Origin of the sequence: Nocardiopsis sp. CA-288880, assembly GCF_050955985.1 — a bacterium.
Classification (GTDB): Bacteria; Actinomycetota; Actinomycetes; order Streptosporangiales; family Streptosporangiaceae; genus Nocardiopsis; species Nocardiopsis tropica.
This window is the reverse complement of the sequence record NZ_CP192105.1, coordinates 165499-185387: the sequence shown is the minus strand read 5'-3', so window position 1 is coordinate 185387 and position 19889 is coordinate 165499. Positions and strand designations below refer to the sequence as shown.

Annotated in this window: 16 protein-coding genes and 1 pseudogene; 7 read left to right on the top strand and 10 right to left on the bottom strand. The window is 73.9% G+C overall.

All coding sequences use genetic code 11. The features are described from left to right. Positions 1-34: 34 nt before the first annotated feature. Positions 35-163: pseudogene (locus ACQPYD_RS00860) on the top strand (RNA 2'-phosphotransferase); the annotation flags it as partial. Between the two features lie 22 nt (positions 164-185). Here the strand turns inward: ACQPYD_RS00860 and ACQPYD_RS00855 are convergent. The 3 genes from ACQPYD_RS00855 to ACQPYD_RS00845 form a co-directional block, all read right to left on the bottom strand. Then, positions 186-1022: a class I SAM-dependent methyltransferase gene (locus ACQPYD_RS00855; protein ID WP_433699343.1), complete on the bottom strand. Its 837-nt coding sequence runs from the start codon at positions 1020-1022 to the stop codon at positions 186-188. Between the two features lie 31 nt (positions 1023-1053). Next, positions 1054-1896: an SURF1 family cytochrome oxidase biogenesis protein gene (locus ACQPYD_RS00850; RefSeq protein WP_433699342.1), complete on the bottom strand. Its 843-nt coding sequence runs from the start codon at positions 1894-1896 to the stop codon at positions 1054-1056. A gap of 167 nt (positions 1897-2063) precedes the next feature. Further along, complete coding sequence (locus ACQPYD_RS00845; RefSeq protein ID WP_433699341.1) at positions 2064-3104, bottom strand: chaplin family protein; 1041 nt, start codon at positions 3102-3104, stop codon at positions 2064-2066. A gap of 987 nt (positions 3105-4091) precedes the next feature. On the opposite strand from ACQPYD_RS00845, the gene ACQPYD_RS00840 reads away from it, so the two are divergent. After that, positions 4092-5228, top strand: a complete 1137-nt coding sequence (locus tag ACQPYD_RS00840; RefSeq protein WP_433699340.1) for a CapA family protein — start codon at positions 4092-4094, stop codon at positions 5226-5228. Positions 5229-5368: 140 nt separating this feature from the next. Here the strand turns inward: ACQPYD_RS00840 and ACQPYD_RS00835 are convergent, their stop codons facing one another. Both ACQPYD_RS00835 and add read right to left on the bottom strand, forming a co-directional pair. Next, positions 5369-7459 (bottom strand): amino acid transporter, encoded by a 2091-nt coding sequence (locus ACQPYD_RS00835; RefSeq protein ID WP_433699339.1) that lies wholly within the window; start codon positions 7457-7459, stop codon positions 5369-5371. Between the two features lie 252 nt (positions 7460-7711). Next, entirely contained in the window at positions 7712-8764 is a 1053-nt protein-coding gene (add, locus tag ACQPYD_RS00830; RefSeq protein WP_433699338.1) for an adenosine deaminase, read from the bottom strand. Between the two features lie 177 nt (positions 8765-8941). Here add and ACQPYD_RS00825 point away from each other — a divergent pair, with 177 nt between their 5' ends. Further along, positions 8942-9634 (top strand): hypothetical protein, encoded by a 693-nt coding sequence (locus tag ACQPYD_RS00825; protein WP_433699337.1) that lies wholly within the window; start codon positions 8942-8944, stop codon positions 9632-9634. A gap of 219 nt (positions 9635-9853) precedes the next feature. Here the strand turns inward: ACQPYD_RS00825 and ACQPYD_RS00820 are convergent, their stop codons facing one another. After that, positions 9854-11311 (bottom strand): aldehyde dehydrogenase (NADP(+)), encoded by a 1458-nt coding sequence (locus ACQPYD_RS00820; protein ID WP_433699336.1) that lies wholly within the window; start codon positions 11309-11311, stop codon positions 9854-9856. Positions 11312-11786: 475 nt separating this feature from the next. Between ACQPYD_RS00820 and ACQPYD_RS00815 the strand changes: the two genes are divergently transcribed. From ACQPYD_RS00815 to ACQPYD_RS00805, 3 genes are all read left to right on the top strand, one after another. Continuing rightward, positions 11787-12377, top strand: coding sequence for a TetR/AcrR family transcriptional regulator (locus ACQPYD_RS00815; protein ID WP_433699335.1), 591 nt, complete (start codon positions 11787-11789; stop codon positions 12375-12377). After that, complete coding sequence (locus ACQPYD_RS00810) at positions 12371-13246, top strand: alpha/beta hydrolase family protein (protein WP_433699334.1); 876 nt, start codon at positions 12371-12373, stop codon at positions 13244-13246. The genes ACQPYD_RS00815 and ACQPYD_RS00810 overlap by 7 nt, the downstream gene beginning before the upstream one ends. Before the next feature lie 203 nt (positions 13247-13449). Continuing rightward, complete coding sequence (locus ACQPYD_RS00805; protein WP_267947487.1) at positions 13450-14073, top strand: HD domain-containing protein; 624 nt, start codon at positions 13450-13452, stop codon at positions 14071-14073. A gap of 33 nt (positions 14074-14106) precedes the next feature. On the opposite strand, the gene ACQPYD_RS00800 is transcribed toward ACQPYD_RS00805, so the two are convergent. From ACQPYD_RS00800 to ACQPYD_RS00790, 3 genes are all read right to left on the bottom strand, one after another. Continuing rightward, entirely contained in the window at positions 14107-14865 is a 759-nt protein-coding gene (locus ACQPYD_RS00800) for a sulfite exporter TauE/SafE family protein (protein WP_355013905.1), read from the bottom strand. Positions 14866-15087: 222 nt separating this feature from the next. Beyond that, positions 15088-16011, bottom strand: coding sequence for an SPFH domain-containing protein (locus tag ACQPYD_RS00795; RefSeq protein WP_267947485.1), 924 nt, complete (start codon positions 16009-16011; stop codon positions 15088-15090). Between the two features lie 289 nt (positions 16012-16300). Further along, a complete protein-coding gene (locus ACQPYD_RS00790) occupies positions 16301-17086 on the bottom strand; it encodes an ABC transporter ATP-binding protein (protein ID WP_330161998.1) in 786 nt (261 codons plus the stop codon). 56 nt (positions 17087-17142) lie between these two features. Here ACQPYD_RS00790 and ACQPYD_RS00785 point away from each other — a divergent pair, with 56 nt between their 5' ends. After that, positions 17143-17925, top strand: a complete 783-nt coding sequence (locus ACQPYD_RS00785; RefSeq protein WP_433699333.1) for a hypothetical protein — start codon at positions 17143-17145, stop codon at positions 17923-17925. A 155-nt stretch (positions 17926-18080) separates the two neighbouring features. Here the strand turns inward: ACQPYD_RS00785 and ACQPYD_RS00780 are convergent, their stop codons facing one another. Continuing rightward, on the bottom strand, positions 18081-19700 hold the full coding sequence (locus tag ACQPYD_RS00780; protein ID WP_433699332.1) for a serine hydrolase domain-containing protein: 1620 nt from the start codon (positions 19698-19700) through the stop codon (positions 18081-18083). Between the last annotated feature and the right edge of the window lie 189 nt (positions 19701-19889).

The following is a 19889-nucleotide window of genomic DNA, read 5'->3' as shown; positions in this document are numbered from 1 at the left end:
ATCCCTCTGTGAACAGACCGGCGAACATACGCCGCCCGTGGTGCTCTCCGTGGCCGCCGGACGCATGCACGCCGACGGCCACGTCTTCCGTGTGACCGGGAACGGGGTGTGGCTCGTCGCCGCCGTGCCCCCGGAATACCTGGCCGGGACGCCCGGCCTCTGAGACGGGGAGTCCCGTCCGGCCCTCAGCCCTTCGGCCTGACCGCGGAGAAGATCGCGGTACCGGGGATCATCCGGCCCCGCACCGGCCCCCAGCCTCCCCACACGCGGTCGAGCCCCTCCGGCCACTCCGGTTCGACCAGGTCCTTCAGCGTCAGCCCCGCGCGGGCGATCCCCCGGACCCAGTCGCCCACCGTGTGGTGGTGCTCCACGTAGACCGCGTTGCCCTCGTCGTCCTCCTCCACGTAGGCACGGCGGTCGAAGTAGGACTGGTGGACGGTGAACCCCTCCTCGCCGGGGTCGTCCGGGAAGCTCCACCGGACCGGGTGCGTCACCGAGAAGACCAGGCGCCCGCCGGGGCGCAGGACCCGCGCCGCCTCACCGAGGGCGTCGTCGGCCGAGGGCACGAACGGGAACGCGCCGAACGACGAGAACACCGCGTCGAAGGAGGCGTCGGCGAAAGGCAGCCTCTGGGCGTCGGCCTGCACGGTCGGCAGGCTGTGCCCCGTCTCGGCGTCGATCCGCCGCGAGTGCTGCAGCTGCCGGAACGACAGGTCGAAAGCGACCACCTCCCGCACGCCCCTCGCGCGCAGCCACCGGCCGCACTGGCCCGCACCGCAGCCGACCTCCAGGACCCGCGCCCCCCGCAGCTCCGCGGGGTCGCCGAGCAGCCCGGCCCGCTCCTCGGTCAGCCCCTCCGGGCACCACACGAAATCGGCGTCGCCCAGGAAGCCGCCGTGTTCGGCCTGGTAGGCGTCGGCGGCGCCGTCCCACCACAGGCGTCCGGCGCGGGAGCTCTCCCCCGCGTCGACGTCGCGGCGCTCCACGTGTCCGGGCGCCGGGTAGTCGGTCTCGTCGTGCATGGGGCTGGCTCCTCGTGCCGTGGCCGGGGACTCAACGGTCGGTACCGCCACCGGTCCCGGCGGCGGCCTCCGACGGCTCCTGCTCGGGCGGCCCCGCGGGGGCCGCCTCCTCCGGACGCCCGTCCTCACGGGCCTCTCGGGCCTCGCGCAGTTCGCGGCGGACGAGGAAGATCCAGCCCGCGACGGCGACGACGGCGAACACCCACCACTGCACGGCGTAGGAGGCGCTCATGCCGGAGTCCACCTCGCGCAGCTCGACCGGCTCGGGGGCCGGATCGGGCGCCGGGTCCTGCCGGGTGAGCTCGACGAACCCGCCGTAGACCGGGTAGGGCAGTCCGTCCGCGATCATGTCGACGTCGACCATCATGAGCTGCCCCTCGGGCAGGTCGTCGCGGTTGCGCAGGCCGCTGTTCTCCTCCGTCTCGGAGAAGTGCAGCCGCCCGGTCACCTCCACGGTCCCGCCGGGGGCCGCCGGGGGCTCGGGGGCGTCCAGCGCGGTCTCGCCGCGCTGGATCCATCCGCGGTTGACCAGGACGGCCGTACCGTCCTCCCCGACCAGGGGGGTCAGGACGTGGTACCCGACACCGCCGGACCCGTCGCGGTTGCGCAGGAGGATCTCGTGGGAGGTGTCCCAGGTGCCGGAGGCCTCGACGGTGCGCCACCGGTCGCCGGGGGCGACGTCCTCCCCGACGGCGGCCAGCTCCGAGACGGGAACGGGTTCGGCGGCGAGGTTGTCCTGCTGGAGGTTGACGGACGCGCTGCGCAGCTCCCAGCGGTCCAGCTGCCAGAAGCCCAGCCAGACAAAGCTGGGCACGATCACCAGGACGAGCGCGTGGAACGCCAGCATGCGTTGCGACAACAGGACCTTGAGCACGTCTTCGAGGTTATGAGACGCTCCGGGCCGCCCCGCACCGCCCCTCGCGAACGGCCGCGGGGCCGCCGGCGTCCGGCGGCCCCGCGTGGGCGCGCGGGACGCGGGAAGCCTCCCCTCCCCGCGTCCCGCGCCCGTGCCGGGTCCGGACCGTGCCGGACCCGGGCCTCCTACTCCTCGTGGCCGGCGGCGGCGGACGCCTTGCGCTTGCGGGCGAAGTACAGGCCCGCGCCGCCCGCGCCGATCGCGGCGACCGCGGCGGCGACGAGGCCGCCCAGAGCGGTACCGGTCACGGCGAGCTGCTCGTCGGCCTGCGGCTGGGGGGTGGCGGGCCGGTCGCCGCTGACGCTGGAGTCGTCCTCGCCCCTGTCCTCCTCACGGGGCACCTCGGGAACGGCGGGCTCCTCCTCGGGGGCCTCGGGCTCCTCGGGGGTCCCGCCACCCGGCTCCTCGGGCTCCTCGGGGGTCTCGGGGTCGGGGTCCCCGCCCTCGGAGATGGTCTCCATGCAGGCGGCCTGGGCGAGGCCGAGCACGGAGACGGCGTTGCCGCAGATGTCGACGGCGGCGTCGACGGGGACGAGCACCTGGTTGCCGCTGGCCACACCGCCCGCGCCGCTGGTGGAGGGTCCGCCCTCGTTCTCGGGGGAGGCCTGGATGATGTTGATGATGGTGGTGCACTTGGCACTGGAGCCGCCCAGGATGGCCACCGAGTTGCCGCAGACGTTGATGGCCGCGTCGACGGGGACGATGATCTGGTTGCCGCTGGCCACACCGCCGGAGCCGTCCGTGAGGGCGCGGGGCGCGTCGGCGCTCTCCTGCTCCAGGACCTCGACGACCTCCAGGCACTCGGCCTCGGAGATGCCGCCGACGGCGACGGAGTTCCCGCACGCGTCGACGGCGGCGTCGACGGGCACGATGATCTGGTTGCCGCTGGCGATGCCGCCGGCGCCGCTGGTGGCGGCCCCGCCCTGGCCGCTGACCTCGTAGAGGACCTCCGAGACCCGGGTGCACTTGGCCGAGGAGATGCCGAGCACCGCGAGCGAGTTGCCGCACAGATCGGCCTCGATGTCCACGGGGACGACGATCTGGTTGCCGCTGCCGATGCCGCCGGAGCCGTCGGTGGTGGTGTCGGCGAAGGCCGCCGTGACGGGGGCGATGACCAGCCCGGCGGTCATCACGGTGGCGAAGGAGTAACGGAGTGTGTTGCGCATGTGCGGCTAGGACCTTTCACGGAGACAGCCTGGGTCGCGCCGGTCGTGGCGCTGGTGGTCGTGGGCGGACCGGGTGTCCGCGTCGCGGCGGAGCACTCGTGCGGTCCCGCTGCCACGACCGTGCGGGTCCGTCACCGGCGAGCGGTGAGACGGCGGGGTGACCCGCGCACGTGGGAGTCGTGGTCCGGCGTTCTCCGAAGTGGTTTTCCGGGGACGAACCGCCGACGGACCGAAACGTTAGCAAGCCACTGCCGGCTCGCACGCGTTTTCAGGCAATGTCCGCCATCGCCACAAATACCTTCCGCTCACAGCATGTCACCCTGAGGAATCATTGCTGTTCGCAGACATAGAGACGACTACTCAGGGTACACACACAACGACAGAGAGCCATGAAAGATGATGAATTTTTTTCAGGTAAACCCTCGAACGTAATCCACTAAGCACCTTCGTTGATTAGTTTGTCCGGACTTCGAGCACGCCTTATACCCTAACCACCCCCTTGCGTTCCATGAGCATAATGCGCCATTGGAGAGAAAAGACCGGATAGACGTGCGCGACGCGCGGAGTTCCCGGTGCGCCGGAGCCGGAAGGACCCTTCGCACGACGCCCTCCACCCCCTCCGGCGCCAGAGAAAAGGAAAGAGAAAAGGGAACTCACAACAGCCGAAACGATGCTTTCACTGTCCCAATCCGACCTCTATCGCAACTCAGGAAACTCCCACCCCGATCACGGCGGCCTCGACCGAACCCGCTGGCCATGAGCGTGCGATCGACGGCGGACAGTCGACAACCGACCGGAATACAGCCGATGTCGTACCGCCGAAAAAGGGAGCGCCGGCCCTACTCTGAGCACTGCCGGTGATCACCGGTGACGGGTCGGTACGCCCATGGCCGCCCATCCGTTCATGAAGGCCAACCGGAAACGCATGATGTGCGTCCTCTTCTCAGGACATGCCCTCCGTTTCCCCCGCCCCCACTGGAGCACGCAATGCAGTCCGTACCCCCGTGCCCCCGCACGCGCACGACACTGTCGGCCGGCGCCGCGACACTCGCCCTCCTCCTGGCCGCGACCGCCTGCTCCTCGGGGGGTGACGGGCAGGTGGAAGAGGTGGAGGGCGCGGTCGCCCCCGGGGCGGAGGCCTCCGCCCCGCCCACCCCCGCCACGGAGTCCGAGCCCTCCCACGAGCCGTTCACCATCGCCTTCGGCGGCGACGTCATGTTCGAGGGAATGCTCGAACCCCGCCTGGCCGACCCCGCCACCGCGCTCGGCCCCGTCTCCGCGCAGCTCTCCGCCGCCGACCTGGCCATGGTCAACCTGGAGACCGCCGTCACCGAGGGCGGCACCCCCGCCCCCGACAAGGAGTTCCTGTTCCGCTCGCCCCCGAGCGTCCTGGAGGCCCTGGCCGCCGGAGGCGTGGACGTGGCCACCGTCGCCAACAACCACGGCATGGACTACGGCGCGGACGGACTGATCGACACGCTGGAGAACGGCGAGGCCTCCGGTGTCGCGCTGGTCGGCGCGGGCCGCGACGCCGACGAGGCGTACACACCCCATGTGGCCGAGGTCAACGGCCAGAGCGTGGCCCTTTTCGGTGCCACCGACGTCATGGACGACCACCTCATGGCGGAGTGGACCGCGGGTGAGGGCAAGCCCGGCATGGCCTCCACCAAGAACGAGATGCGGGAGCGGATGCTCGACGCGGTCTCCGGGGCCGCGGCCGAGCACGACAACGTCGTGGTCTTCCTCCACTGGGGCCTGGAGGGCTCGCACTGCCCGCTGCCGCACGCGCCCGCCCTCGCCGAGGAGCTGGTCTCGGCCGGGGCGACCGCCGTGGTCGGCGGCCACGCGCACGTCCTGTCCCCGGGCGGCTTCACCGGCGACTCCTACGTGCACTACGGGCTGGGCAACTTCGTGTTCTACAACTTCGAGGGGCCCACCGCCGAGACGGGGGTGCTCACCCTCACCTTCGACCGGGGCAGTGTGACCGGGGCGGACTGGGCGCCGGCGCGGATCCAGGGCGGTGTGCCCGTCCCCTACGAGGACGAGGCCGCGGGTCAGGCCGCACAGACGTGGCTCGACATGCGCGCCGGGTGCGGGCTGCCCCTGACCGACTCCCCCGCCTAGCGGTCCGGACGGGCGTCCGCCCCCTCCTGCGGGGCGGGCGCCCGCCGGCGGGCCCCGGGCCGGACGTCGGCCGGCCGACGGGGGCGCCGCCCGGGAGGGGCGGCCCGCGCGCGGGCCGGGGCCGGCGGCAGGCCCGCACGTCAGCTGACGTGGACGACCGGGCGCCGTCTCGGGTCCTCCTCGGCCTCGCGGAGGATCTCCCGGGTGAACGACGCGGTCTCCCCCTCCCCGAGCACGCCGAACCTGAACAGCAGCCGGATCGGCGACCCCTCCGACCAGGCGAAGTAGCAGTGCGGAACGGCCCCGGTCCGGTCGCGGAGGCACAAGAGGACCGCCGCGAGCGCGTTGGGGGCCGCCGGGCTGCGCACCCGCAGGACCCGGTGGCCGTCCACCTCCACCCCGCGCACCCGCAGGACGCTCGCGAACTCCGACGGGTGGTGCACCTCGACCTCCACGAACAGCGGCGGCGTCCGGAGCGGGATCGGGTGCAGGAGCATCTGCTCGCGCTCGATCTCCTCGTACCCGGCCGCCCCGCCGGACCCGGGCCGGTTGGCGAACAGGTGCAGCCGGCCCCGGAGCACCGCCTCCAGGGCGAACCTGACCGCCGTCTCGTCCAGGTGGACGCTGCTGGTCCGGAGTTCCGTGCTCCTCAGCGCCCGTGAGACCAGCGACACCAGGACGGTGCCGGCCACGAACGCCAGCGCTATGAGCAGCCCGTCCGGCCTGGCCGCGACGTTGTCGGCGAGCGCGTAGCCGAACACCGCCGTCAGGACCCCGAACCCGGCCACCGCCCGCCGCCGCCCCGAGCGGTAGGCGAGGATCGTCACCGCCAGGGCCGAGGTGGCCAGCATGGCGAGGATCCCGGTGGCGTACGCACCCGACTGGGCGGTGACCCCCGCGTCGAAGGCCACGGTGATGGCCATCGCGACGGCCGTGTACACCAGCACCACGGGCCGCACGGCCAGCCCCCACGCGGGCGCCATCCCGTAGCGGGGCAGGTAGCGCGGCACGATGTTGATCAGGCCCGCCATGGCCGAGGCCCCGGCGAACCACAGGATGAGGACCGTGCTCACGTCGTAGAACACGCCGAACCCGTTGCCGAGCAGGTCGTACGCGAGGTAGGCGAGCACGCGGTCGGCGGCGGGCCCGCCGGGCTCCACCGCCTCCCGGGGGACCAGGACCCCGGAGACGAACGTCGTGGACAGCAGGTAGACGCTCATGACCACGGCGGCCGTGGTCAGCATGGTCCGTGTGTCGGCGATCCGCGACCGCAGGCGCTCCTCCCCGGTCCCGCCCCCCGTCCGGATCAGGGGCATCATGCTGACGCCCGTCTCGAACCCCGACAGGCCGAGGACCAGGAGGGGGAAGGCCACAAGGACGGTGGCAGCCATCGACGGGAACCCCCGGCCGCTCCCGAGGAGCGCGCCCTCCCAGTCGGCGAGGGTCGACGGGTCCGCCGCGATGCGCACCAGCGCGGCGACCACCACCACCGCGTTGAGCAGCAGGAACACCAGCACCAGGGGGACGGCGATCCGGACCGCCTCGCGGAACCCGGCCAGGAACACCGCGCCCAGGAGGGCGAGGAGGACGAGGGTGACCGGCACCGGGTGGTCGGCCACGGCGGCGGGGGTGTACGGGTTGGCGGCCAGGTGCGCGGTGGCGTCGGCGGTGGACAGGGTGATGGTGACGATCCACGACGTCGCCACGAAGCCCAGCAGGCACAGGACGAGGAACTTGCCCCTCCACTCGGGGAGCAGGTGTTCCAGCATCGCCACCGACCCCTGGCCGTGCGGGCTGCGCTCGGCCACCCTCCGGTACACGGGCAGCATCCCGCCCAGGGTGAGGACGACGATCAGCAGCGTCGCCACGGGTGAGAGGGCGCCCGCGGTGAGGATCGCGATCGCCGGGAGGTAGCTGAGGGTGGAGAAGTAGTCGACGCCGGTCAGGCACATGACCCGCCACCACGCGTGCTGGCGCTCGGCGTGCGGCGCCGACCCGGGGCCGCCCACCTCGTCCACCCGCCTGCCCAGGAGCCACCGCGCCAGGGCGCCGCGCGCGCGGGAGCCGTCCGGGGGAGGGGCGTCCCACACGTAGGGGCCGGTGTCCCCGCCGTCGGCGCGGTCGGCGCCCGTGTCCGCACCGGCACCGCCCACGGCCGCCCGGCCGGGCTCCCCGGCGCCCCCGCCGTGGCCGGAGCCCTCCTCGGCGTTCCCGCCGGAGTCCCGTCGCATCGCGTCTCCCCCCGGGGCCGGGCACGGGCACGGCCGTGCCCCGCGCACCCCCAAGTCTCCTGCTCGGGGTCGCTCCCGCCGGTCAGCCCGGCGACCGCGTGTCGGCCGGGGCCCGGCAGAGGCCCGCGCCGGTGTCGCCCGGGTGCCCCCGGGGCTTCCGGAGGCGCCGTGGACGGGTTCGCGGGAAACGGGCCGATCCGGCGGGGGCGCCGAAGGCCCTCGCGCGCACGGCGGCCGTGGGGGGCACGGTCCCTAGAGGCTCCCGGCCCCCGCCCCGTGGCGGGCGGCGACCGCGGCGATCTCGGCCAGCAGGGCGCGGCGGTGAGCCGCCCCCAGGTAGGAGGCGTGCACGGCGTTCTCCGCGAGGCGGACCAGGTCCCCGGCCCCCAGCCCCAGCCGGTGGGCGGTGGCGTACTCGCGGGTGAGGTCGGTGCCGAACATGGTCGGGTCGTCGGTGTTGAGCGTGACCAGCAGCCCGGCGTCGAGCATGCGGGGCAGCGGGTGGTCCCCGATCGCCTCCACGGCGCGGGTGCACACGTTGGAGGTGGGGCTGACGTCCACCGGGACCTGCTCCTCCACCAGCCGGGCCACCAGCTCCGCGTCGCGCATGGAGTCGATGCCGTGACCGATGCGCTCGGCGCGGAGCACGTCCAGGGCCTCCCGCACGCGCTCGGGCCCACCGTGCTCACCGGCGTGCGGGAGGCTGGCGAGCCCGGCGGCGCGCGCCCTGCCGAACACCCCCGCGTACTGCCCCAGGGGCGTCTCCACACCGCCCACCCCGAAGCCCACCACGCTGGGCGGGCCCTCCGCCAGGACGGCCTCCAGCGTGGCCTCGGCGCTGTCCAGGCCGAAGTCGGCGGGGAAGTCGGGGATCCACCGGAGCCTGATGCCGTGCTCGCGCTCGGCCTCGCGGCGCGCGTGCTCGATCCCGTCGAACACCACCCGCGCGGGCACCCCGCGCATCAGGTGCGTGTAGAGGCTGACGTGCACCTCCGCGTAGCGGACGTTCTGCGCGGCCAGCCGCCCGGCGACCGCCGAGGTGAGGACGGCGAAGTCCTCCTCGTCCCTGAGGGTCGTCACCGACGCCAGGTAGACCTCGATGAAGTGGGGGAAGTCGGTGAAGGCGTACCAGTCCCGGAGTTTGTCCAGGGTGTCGGGGACGCCCTCGGCCGCGTGTCTGCGGGCCAGGTCGAAGAGGGTCTCGGCGGGCATCGAGCCTTCGAGGTGGACGTGCAGCTCGACCTTGGGAAGGTCCCGGACGAGCGCGTCGACGCCGGTCGCGGCGGGGGCGGTGTGGTTCTCCATGGCGCGAGGTTACGCGCGGTCACGCGCCCGCCCAACCCCTTCCGCGCGAACCTGACGACGGCCTGTCAGCCTCTCCCCCCGGCGGCCCGCCCGCCGTCGTGGCGTGCGGGGCCCTCCCCGCTCACGGTCGGGGCGGCCGCGACCGGTCGGCGAACCACAGAGGGGTACATTGCGGACATGATCCCCCAGGGCGACCCCCACCCCTCCACCCCCCGTCCACCGCGCACCCACTGGGCCGCCCGACTCCGGACCTACCGCGAAAGCCACCCGCGCGCGTTCGCCCTCCGCGCCTCGGGCGTGGTCCTCGTCCCCCTCTGGGCCTTCGGCGCCGCCGCCTTCGTCACGATCGACACCGCTTGGAGCCTGTGGCCGCTGGGCGTCATCCTCGCCCTGCTCCTGCTGGTGGTGTGCGTGATCCTCGTGGCCCTGTTCGCCGTGACGTCGGCATCCGCCCGAGCGGCCGAGCGCGCCGGCCAATCCATCAAGCTCACGAACCTGCCCGCGGACACCGACCCCGCCAAGCTCGCGGAGGCCTGGCGGCTCGTCCGGCAGGGCACTCTCGGCCCGGACCCGGAGACCAACCGCCTGGGGAGGATCGCCGTCGAACAGGAGCTCGGCCGCGCGAAGACGGTCTTCGCCAGCGTGGTCCTCGGGCTGGCGACCGCCCTCGTCAACGCCTTCTACTGCGTCAACCGCATCCTGCTGGACGGGGTCTCGGGCCCCCTTGTCCTGCTCCTGGGAATGACCGCCCTCATCGTGGTGGCCGCGTGCACGGCCCCCTCCCTGGCGAAACGGCGGCGGCTCCGCGCGGAGGCGTTCCGCGACGCCTACGACGCCCAGGCCGAAGAGGCTCCCGACACCGCGGCGTGAACGCTTCCCGCCCCGCCGGGGCACGGCGTGACCGGGGACACCGTCCCGGCGGGGTCCCGCGCGCGGAGCCGGAACCGGGGCCGTGGGTACGGACCCCGCGCGCCGGGCCGGGGTCCCGCCCACGAGCCCGGCCGGACGCCCGGGGCCCGGGCGCGGGGACGCGGCGGCGGGGGCCGGACACGCCCGCCACGGCGCACCCGGCCCCCGGCCCGGACGGCATCAGACGGTGGGCGCGGCCCCGTTCACGCGGCGGGGCACGCCCAGCGGGTTGTCGTCGCGCAGTTCGCGGGGGAGCAGCGACTGCGGCACCGACTGGAAGGACACCGGGCGCAGGAAGCGCCGGATCGCCGTGGTGCCCACCGACGTGTGCAGGGGCGCGGTGGTCGCCGGGTAGGGGCCGCCGTGGGTCATGGCGTACGTGACGGCCACCCCCGTCGGCCATCCGTTCCAGACCACCCGCCCCGCGACGGACGCCCCCAGCGCCAGCAGCGCGGGCGCCACCGGGTCGTCCTCCTCACCGTGCACGGTGACGGTGAGCTGGCCGCGGAGCACCCCCGCCGCTTCCAGGAGGCGGCGCTCGTCGGCGTACGCGACCACGAGGGTCGCCGGCCCGAAGCACTCCTCCAGGAGGGCGTCGGCGTGCTCCAGCAGGGAGTCCAGGTCGGTCCGCAGCAGGCTCGGGGACCAGCCGTCGCCGGTGTGCCTGCCCTGGACGAGCACCTCGGTGGCGGGGTGGCCGCTGAGCGCGTCCAGGCCCCGCTCGAACCCCTCCGCCACGCGGTCGTTGAGGAGCGGGCCCACCGCCCTGTCGGCGAAGTCGGCGACCAGGGCGCCGAGGTCGGCGTCCTCCGGCAGGAACACCACGCCCGGCTTCGTGCAGAACTGCCCCGACCCCATGGCCGCCGAGTCGGCGTAGCCGCCGAGGATCTGCTCTCCGCGCGCCGCCATGGCGGCGCGGGTGACGAACACCGGGTTCACGCTGCCGAGCTCACCGTAGAAGGGGATCGGCTCGGGCCGGGCCGCGGCCAGGTCGAACAGGGCGCGCCCGCCCGGGATCGACCCGGTGAACCCGACGGCGCGGGTGAGCGGGTGGGTGACCGCCAGCCTGCCCGCCTCCATGCCCTCCACCAGCGCGAAGGAGCCCTCGGGCGCCCCGGCCCCGGTGAGCGCGTCGACGACGACGCCGGCGGTGGCGCGGGCCAGCTCCGGGTGGCCGGGGTGGGCCTTGACGACCACCGGGCACCCGGCGGCCAGCGCAGAGGCGCTGTCCCCGCCGGCCGTGGCGAAGGCGAAGGGGAAGTTGCTGGCCCCGAACACGACGACGGGGCCGAGCGGGACGAGGATGCGGCGCACGTCCGGGCGCGGCGTCCCCCACTCGGGGTCGGCGGGGTCGACGGCGGCCTCCAGGTAGGAGCCGTCCTCCAGGGTCTGCGCGAACAGCCTGAGCTGGAAGGTGGTGCGGCCCAGCTCGCCCTTGCAGCGCGCCTCGGGGTAGTGGGCCTCCTCCGCGGCGAGGGGCACGAGCCGGTCGGCGGCGCCGTCCAGGGCGTCGGCGACGGCGCGCAGCAGGTCGGCGCGCTCGCCCGGCGTGAGGGCGGCCAGGAGCGGGGCCGCGGCGGCGGCCCGTTCGAGGACGGCGTCGAGTTCCTCCGGTGTGGTGTCCGGGGCGGTGGTCATGGCTCAGCCTCCAGGAGGGGTGCGTGCACTGCGTCGGGCACTGATCCAACCATGCCACGCCCTCCGTTGGAAAGCGCTATCCTGAGCGGCCCTGCCGACCGGGTCCCCCTGCGGCCCCGAGCCGCGAAACAGACACGGACCGACGAACACGACGAACGGCGCCGGCGTCCTTGCCTCCCGTCCCGCACGGCCCCGGACCCGGGCAAGGCCTGCGGCAGAGGCGGACCGGACACCACGGGAAGGGGTCGGGGAACGAAACTGGAATTTCCCCGGAACCAGGTGATTCCGGAAAGGCATCATAGGAGCCGTGACGACAAATTCCCGAAGCTCAACGCCCCCGCGGTCGCGACGCTCCCCCGGTCCCGCCGGGAGCGCCTACGCGCCACGCGAGAGCCGTGGACCGGCCGGCGTCGCCCACGACGAACTCGCGTTCGCGCAGGCCCCGCTCCGGAGACTTCCGGCCCAGCAGCGCAGCATGCTCAGAGTGCAGCGCATGCTCGACTGCTGCGCCGAACTCCTCGACGAGGTCGGCTACGACAACCTCTCCACCACACGGATCGCCGAACGGGCCGGGGTCGCCATCGGTTCCGTCTACCAGTTCTTCCCCGACAAGAAGGCCATCACCCAGGCCCTGGGCCTGCGCTTCCTCGACCAGTTCGGCGCCCGGGTGACCGAGCGGATCGCCGACGCGTCGTTCAGCCACTGGACCGCCGCCGTCGACGCCGTCGTCGACGAGTACATCGACATGCACCGCCACGTGCCCGGCTTCCGCAGCCTGCACTTCGGCGACATCGTCGACACCCGGCTCCTCAACGGCGGGGCCGACAACAACCGCGTCATCTCCATCCGCCTCCGCCGGATCATCGTCTCCGTCACCGGCATCCCCGACGACGACGCACTCGACCGGGCCGTCCACGTGGCCGTCGAGGCCGCCGACGCCGTCCTCAAGCTCGCCTTCCGCGACGACGCCGACGGCGACACCAGGCTCATCGACGAGGCCAAGCGGCTGGTCAGCAGCTACCTGTCCGACTTCTCCGAGCGCAACGGGGGCGACCACCCGTGGTAGCCGACGCCGGAACCCTCACCGGCCCCGTCACCGGAACCGCCGCGGGGGTGCCCTTCCTCGCCCTTCCGCCCGCGACAGGCGGCCTCCCGGCCCCGCTCGTCGTCGGCCTGCACGCCTTCGAGCCGCCCCGCGCCGAGGCCTCCCTCGCGGGCACCCTGCCCATGGCGGCGCTCCCGGCCTGGCGGATCCACCTCGGGCTGCCGCTGTTCGGCTCCCGGCTGCCCGAGGGCGGCGTCCCCGAGGTCAACCGCCGCGGCGAGCGCGACCACCTCGTCGACCTGTTCGCCCCGGTGGTGGAGCAGGCCGCCGCCGAGCTCCGCGCCGCCGTCTCCGAGCTGCGCTCGGCCTTCCCCGTCACCGACGCCCCCGTCGGCCTGGCCGGGGTGGGGGCCGGGGCCGCCGCGGTCCTGCTCACCCTCGCCGAGGGCCGCATGCCCGTCGGCGCCGCCGCCGTCGTCAACCCGGTCGTGGACCCGGCCCTGGTCGTCACCGCCCGCGCGCGACGCGACGGGACGCCCTACGGGTGGACCGACCGGGCCCTCCAGGCCCGCGCACGGCTGGACTTCGTCGGCCGGGCCGACGAGATCGCCCGGGGACGCGTCCCCCTGCTGGTCGTCAACGGCGGGCTCGACGACGTCGTGGCCCCCGAACAGGGCGGGGCGCTGTGCGACGCCCTGGCCGGGCACGCCCCCGAACATGCGCTCCGTCACATCGTGGTGCCCGATCTGGCACACGCCATCGGACCCGAGCCCGGACTCGAACCCGGGCGGCCCACCCCGGCGGGAGTACTCGTCGACAGGGCCCTCACCGAGTGGTTCCACCGCCACCTCACGTCTTCCACGCAGGTCCGGGCATCCGCGGAGGCCTAGTCACGGCCCCGGGGACGCCACGCCCCCGGCAGGGGCCGCGGGCACGCCGACCGTTCACCGCGTACACTCCGCCGCCTCGCCGCGCGTCCCCTCGACGTACGCCGACGCGACAGTTGGTACGCGTTCCATGGGATCATCCAGTGGCGACCGCACCGAGCGGTCCACCTGACCGTTTCGACTCATCCTTCAGGAGGGCGAACCACGTGACGGAACCGGCACCGGTCTTTGCCAGCGGGGTCGACAACGAGCGGTTGAACGCACAGCTCCGCTTCCTCCTGGAAGTCGACAAGCTCAAGCGCATCCTGCGGCAGAACCTGCTGGTGGACGGATCACGGCGGGAGAACTCGGCCGAGCACTCCTGGCACCTGGCCCTCTCCGCCCGCACCTTCGCCGAGTACGCCCCCGAGGGCACCGACATCGACCGCGTCGTCGAGATGCTGGTGCTCCACGACATCGTCGAGATCGACGCCGGGGACACCTTCCTCTTCGACAAGGTGAACTCCGAGACGCAGGAGGCGCGCGAACGGGCCGCGGCGGCCCGCATCTTCCCCCTCCTCCCCGAGGACCAGGCCGAGCGCGCCCGCGAGCTCTGGGAGGAGTTCGAGGCACGCGTCTCCGCCGAGGCCCGCTTCGCCCGCGCCGTGGACCGGCTGTCCCCGATGCTCGCCAACTGGCACAACGAGGGCGGGACCTGGGTCCGGTTCGGCATCACCCGGGCACAGGTCATGGAGAAGGTCAAGCTGATCCAGGAGGGCTCCGAGGCCCTGGGGGCCTACGCGGCGGCCCTGATCGACGACGCCGACCGGCGCGGCTACTTCCGCACCTGAGCGGCCCGCGGGGCGGCAGGGGGCGGGGAGCGGTCAGATCCGGCCCATGACCAGCTGGACCGCCGCCGTCAGTCCGACGACGACCAGGCACACGCGCAGGGCCGCCGGGCTGAGCCTGCGGCCGAAGTTGGCCCCCAGGTAGCCGCCCATGACGGTCCCGGCCGCGATGAGGCCGACCACCGGCCACGACGGCGAGGCCAGCACGATGTAGAACACGGCGGCGGTGCCGTTGGCGATCGTGGTCAGCGCGTTCTTCAGCGCGTTGAGCCGCTGGAGGTCGTCGTCCAGGGACGCGCCGAGGATGCTGATGAGGATGATCCCCTGGGCCGCGGCGAAGTAGCCGCCGTAGGTGCCGGTCGCGTAGGCGCCCAGCGGCAGCAGGGGTCCCCCGTTCTTGGAGGCCGGTCGGCGTGAGCGCGCCCACCTGGTGATCCGCGGCTGGAGCAGGATCAGCACGCACGCGCCGCCGATCATGAACGGCACGACGAACTCGAACACGCCCGCGGGCAGGTAGATGAGCAGGAGCGCGCCGGTCATCGCGCCGAGGAACGACATTCCGCCGAGGCGGAGGATCCGGCCGCGCTGGCCGGCGAGCTCGCGCCGGTAGGCGATGGTGCCGCTGAGCGTGCCGGGGGCGAGCCCGATGCTGTTGGACACGGTCGCGGTGACGGGCGGGAAGCCGAGGGCGAGGAGCACGGGGAACGTGAACAGGGTCCCCGAGCCCGCGATCGCGTTGACCCCGCCGGCCGCCACACCGGCCAGCAGGATGACCGCCGCCTCCCAGAGTTCCATGCGACCAGCTTTCCGGATCCCGCTCCCCGACCGTCGAGGGCGTCAACAGACTACGAGAGCCGGTCATCGGCGCCCCACGCCGGGGATACGTGATCCAGGGCATAGCCGGACCCCGCCGAACGGTGCGCGACGGGCCCCCAAACGCGACCCGCCCCGCAGGCCGGGCGCCGTGCGCGCCGTCCTGCGGGGCGGGGAGGAGAGCCGGGTCCGGGCGGCCCCGGGTCAGGGAGCCCGCACGACCTCGTCGCGGAGCCGGTCGAAGGCCGTGCCGACGCCCTGGAGGGCCCTGCCCATCTCGGACGGGACGATCCAGACCTTGTTGGCGTCGCCCTTGGCGATCTCGGGCAGCTTCTGGAGGTACTGGTAGGCCAGCACGTCCGGGTCCACCCGGCTCGTGTGCAGCGCCTTGAACACCATGTGGATGGCGTCGGCCTCACCGCGCGCCCGCAGCGTCTGGGCGTCGGCGTCGGCCTTGGCCGTGAGCATCTGGGCCTCGGCCGAACCCTTGGCCCGCAGCACCGCCGCCGCGCGCTCACCCTCGGCGCGCAGCACGGCGGACTGCTTCTCGCCCTCGGCGCTGAGCAGCTGCGCGCGCTTCTCGCGGTCGGCGCGCATCTGCATCTCCATCGCCTCCTGCACGGAGGACGGCGGCTCGATGCCCTTGAGCTCGATGCGGCTGATCTCGATGCCCCAGTCGCGGGTGGCCTCGTCCAGCACCGCCTTGAGCTCGCGGTTGATCTCGTCGCGGGAGGTGAGCGTGCCCTCCAGGTTCATGCCGCCGATGACGTTGCGGAGGGTGGCCAGGGTGAGCTGCTCGACGGCCTGGATGAAGTTCGCGACCTCGTAGGTGGCCTTGTAGGCGTCCCGGACGCGGATGTAGACGGCCGAGTCGACCTCCACCGCGAGGTTGTCCTCGGTGATCGCCGACTGCGGGGGGAAGCTCACGACCTGGACGCGGCGGTCGATCCGCTCGCGCACCTGGTCGACCCCGGGAATGACGACGTTGAAACCCGAGCTCAGGGTCCGGTGGAACTTACCGAACCGCTCGACGACGTCCTCCATCGAGTGCGGAACGATACGCACGCTCCGCCAGAAGATGAGCAACAGGACCGCGACGAAAAGCGCCACGATGATGATCATGGTCATCGGCGCACCCCGGTCTCCGAACAAGGGGCGGCGTTCAGTATCGACATCTGGGCAGCTCCGGATCTCCTGACGGGGGTGGCAGGCGGTGCGGACGGACCGCGTCCACCGGCGGACCCGCCCACCCGAAGATCTCCAAGCGCGCCGAAATGGAGCGATCCGCTCACCGACCGTTGACGCTACCCCATATACGTCGGGGCGACCACATCTGGACAGGAATACTGTTTATGGTCAATCGATTTGTGTTATTACCGCAATCCCTATCGGCGACTTCCCGCTCGGAATGCCCTGGTCAGACCGCGCGCGCGTTCCAGCGGTCGCCGTCGCGCTCCACCTTGAGCGGCAGGCCGAAGGTCTCCGACAGGTGCTCGGCGGTCAGGACCTCCTCGATCGGCCCCGCCTGGACGACGCCGCCGTCACGGAGCAGCAGCACGTGCGTGAACCCCGCCGGGATCTCCTCCACGTGGTGGGAGACCACGACCAGGGCGGGCGCGGACTCGTTGCGGGCCAGCCCGCCCAGGCGGCGCACCAGGTCCTCCCGGCCCCCCAGGTCCAGACCCGCGGCGGGCTCGTCCAGGAGCAGCAGCTCCGGGTCGGCCATCAGCGCGCGGGCGATCAGGACGCGCTTGCGCTCGCCCTCGGACAGGGTGTGGAAGTCCCGGTCGGCCAGGTCGGCGACCCCCCAGTGGCCCAGCAGCGCACGGGCGCGGCCGTAGTCCGGGCTGCCGTACTCCTCGCGGAACCGGCCCACGTACCCGTAGGCGGCGCTCAGCACGATGTCGAGGACGGGGGTTCCCGCCTCGATCCGCGAGGCCACCGAGGCGCCCGCGTAGCCGATCAGTGGCCGCAGCTCGAAGACGTCCACCCGTCCCAGGCGCTCGCCGAGGATCTCCACGTCGCCCGCGGTCGGGTACAGCTGGCTGAACGCCACGTTGAGGAGCGTCGTCTTGCCCGCGCCGTTCGGCCCGAGGACCGCCCACCGCTCACCCTCCAGCACCGACCAGTCCACGCCGTCGACCAGGGTGGCGCCACCCCGTCGGACCGTGACCCCGCTCAGGCCCAGAACCCGCCCGTCCATCGTCCTCCCTCACATCACGCCCCACGCCGGTGCACGGGCCGACCTACCCTGAAGCAATGCAACTCACGTCCGCACCACTCGTCGCCTGGGGCAACGCCTGGCTGTCAGGCCACGTCGGGCTCGACGACGCCGTCGACGCGGTCGAACGGCGCGGCGGCCCCAACCTGATCGGGACAGTACCTGTCGCGGACCTGCCCTTCGACAGCGGCGTACCGCTGCGGTCGGCACTGGTACGACTTCGTGGCCTGGGACTGTCCGCGTTCCGGCTGTCCCTGCCGACCTGGGGCGACCCCCTCGGGCTCGTGGGCCCGAAGGAGCTCAACCAGGCCGCCATCGAGGCCCAGGAGGGGGTGCTGGTGCAGCTCGCCGACCAGCAGATGGGCATGGTGCCCTCCCCCGACCGGCGTGGTTCATCCTATGTGGGCGTTTCGTGGGCGCCGTATCGGGCCGACCCGGCGCCCCCGCAGGTTCCCGGCCTGGCCGAGGCGGAGCAGACCCTGAAGCTCACCCTGATCGAGGTCGCCAGGGCCCTGGAGGGCGTGGACGACATCGCGGCGTTCGCCCCGGGCGTGCACCGGGAGCTGGGCGACCTGGGGGGCCGCGAGGCGCCGCCGCTGGCGCACGGGTACCCGCCCCGCGCCCACCGGGTGGCGGCCCAGGCGGAACGGCTCGCGAAGGTGGTGAGGCTGGCCGAACCGGCGTCGGGCCGGGGGATGAACGCCCGTCAGGCGGCGGCGCGGTCCGACGCGCTGCGGAAGCTGGACGCCGCGGTGCGGCGGGCCAGGGTGGCCGCCCACGCGGCCATCGCCCTTCCCGGGCACGCGCCGAACGGCCGCTGAGCCGGACGGGGCGGGCATCGGGCCGAGCACCGGGTTAGGTCTCCGCCGGCGCCGCTCCGGCCCCGTGGCCGGGGCGGAGCGCCCCGCGGCGGCCCCGGTCGGCGCGGCCGGACGGGGTCTCCCCGGGCCGTGCCCCTCGGCGGCCCCGGGCCGTCTCACCCGGCGGACGCGGCCTCCCCCTCCGCCCGCCCGGCGGCGCCACCGCCCCGCGTCCGGCGGCGCAGCGCCGCGAGGCGGACCGCCCGCGCCGAGACGACGACCGCGCAGGCCAGGGCGACCACGGCGAGCGCCGACCAGAACGACGTGAAGAGATAGGGCACCTGGAACCACGCCACGTCCCTCCCCCGGAACAGCCACCCGACCACCTCGTGCAGGACCGCCAGGAGCAGCGGCGGCCCCGCGTAGGGCAGCAGGCGCGCCGCCACCGCCCACCGGGGTCCGCCCTCGCGCGCGAGGGCCCAGTCGCGCGACCGCCGCACACCGCGCCAGGCGAGCGGGACAGCGGCGGCTCCCGCGGCCAGGAGGACCGCGTCGACGGCCACCGGTCCGGCGCCCGTCGGCGGCCCGGGGGCGGAGCCCGTGTCGACCAGCTCGACGAGCGCGGAGGCCAGGGGGTGGGCTCCGCCCCACGAGGACCCCGTGTTGGCCATGACGGCCACGCCGTACCCGCTGTCGGGCAGCAGTGCCTGGTGCGCCGTCGCGGTGAGCAGGTCTCCCCCGTGCTCGACGACCCGCGACCCCGACGCGGTCTCCCCCAGCGACCACCCCAGCGCGTAGGACCCGGAGGCCGCGGAGGGGGTGTGCAGCGCCCGGACGCCCTCCTCCGACAGGATCCGGACCCCGTCCGGCCCCAGCCCGCCGCCGGTGTGGGCGACGAGCCACGCGCCCATGTCGGCCGCGGTGCCGACCACGCCGCCGGAACCGTTGCCGAACCCGGGGGGCTCGTCCGCGGGGAACGCGCGTCCGAGCACGGAGACGTGCCCCCGCGCGCCGGACGGCAGGTCCAGGTCCGTGTCGACGGTGGTGCTGTCCTCCATCCCCAGCGGGGAGAACACCCGTGCCTCCAGGTGGTCGGCGAAGGGCCTGCCGCCGACCACCTCGACGAGGCGGGCGGCGACCTGGAAGTTCGGGTTGTGGTACTCCCAGCGCGTGCCGGGCTCGGCGACCAGGCGCGCGCCGCGCAGGTCCGCCACGGACTCGCGCAGGGTGAGGGTGTCCCTGCCGCGGCTGTAGGACGCGAACTCGGTGTCGGACATGCCGGAGGTCTGGTCGAGCAGCTGGCGCACCGTGATCCGCTCCGCCCGGGGGTCGGCCATCGTGAACTCGGGCAGGTGCTCCCGCACCGGGTCGTCCAGGTCGAGCTCCCCCTCCTCCGCCAGCTGGAGGACCGCCAGCGCGGTGACCGACTTGCTGAGCGAGGCCACCGCCATGGGCGTGTGCTCGGTGACGGCCGCGCCGCCCGGGGTGGTCCCGTACCCGCGGGCGTGCACGACCTCCGTGCCGCGGGTGAGCACCACGGCGGCGCCGGGAAGACCGGTGGCGCGGCGGTACTCCTCCACGACCGCGTCCACCTCCCCGGGGGACGGGGCCGGAGGGGCGTCCCCCGGGGTGGACGTGGCGAGCGGGGCCGTTCCGGCGGCGCCGGGCGCGGCGGGGAGGACCAGCAGCGCGGCGGCGCCGAGGAGGCAGAGGAGCGCGGGGGCGGAGCGCCCGCGCAGGGGGGCGGGTGCGCCGCGGAGGGGGGCGGGTGCGCCGCGGAGGGCGGAGAAGGCCATGGCCCAACGCTAGGAACGCTCCCCCCGCCGGACCACCGTGCGCGCCTCCGAACGCTTCTGGGGTTCTCCGCAGGGCGCCCCTGCGGCCACCACCACGCCGCGCGGGGTCCGGGCCCCAGGGGCGGGGCGGAGGCCCGGGACGCGGAACCGCCCCGGTCCGGCCCGCCGGGGTCCTGTCGACCGCCTGCC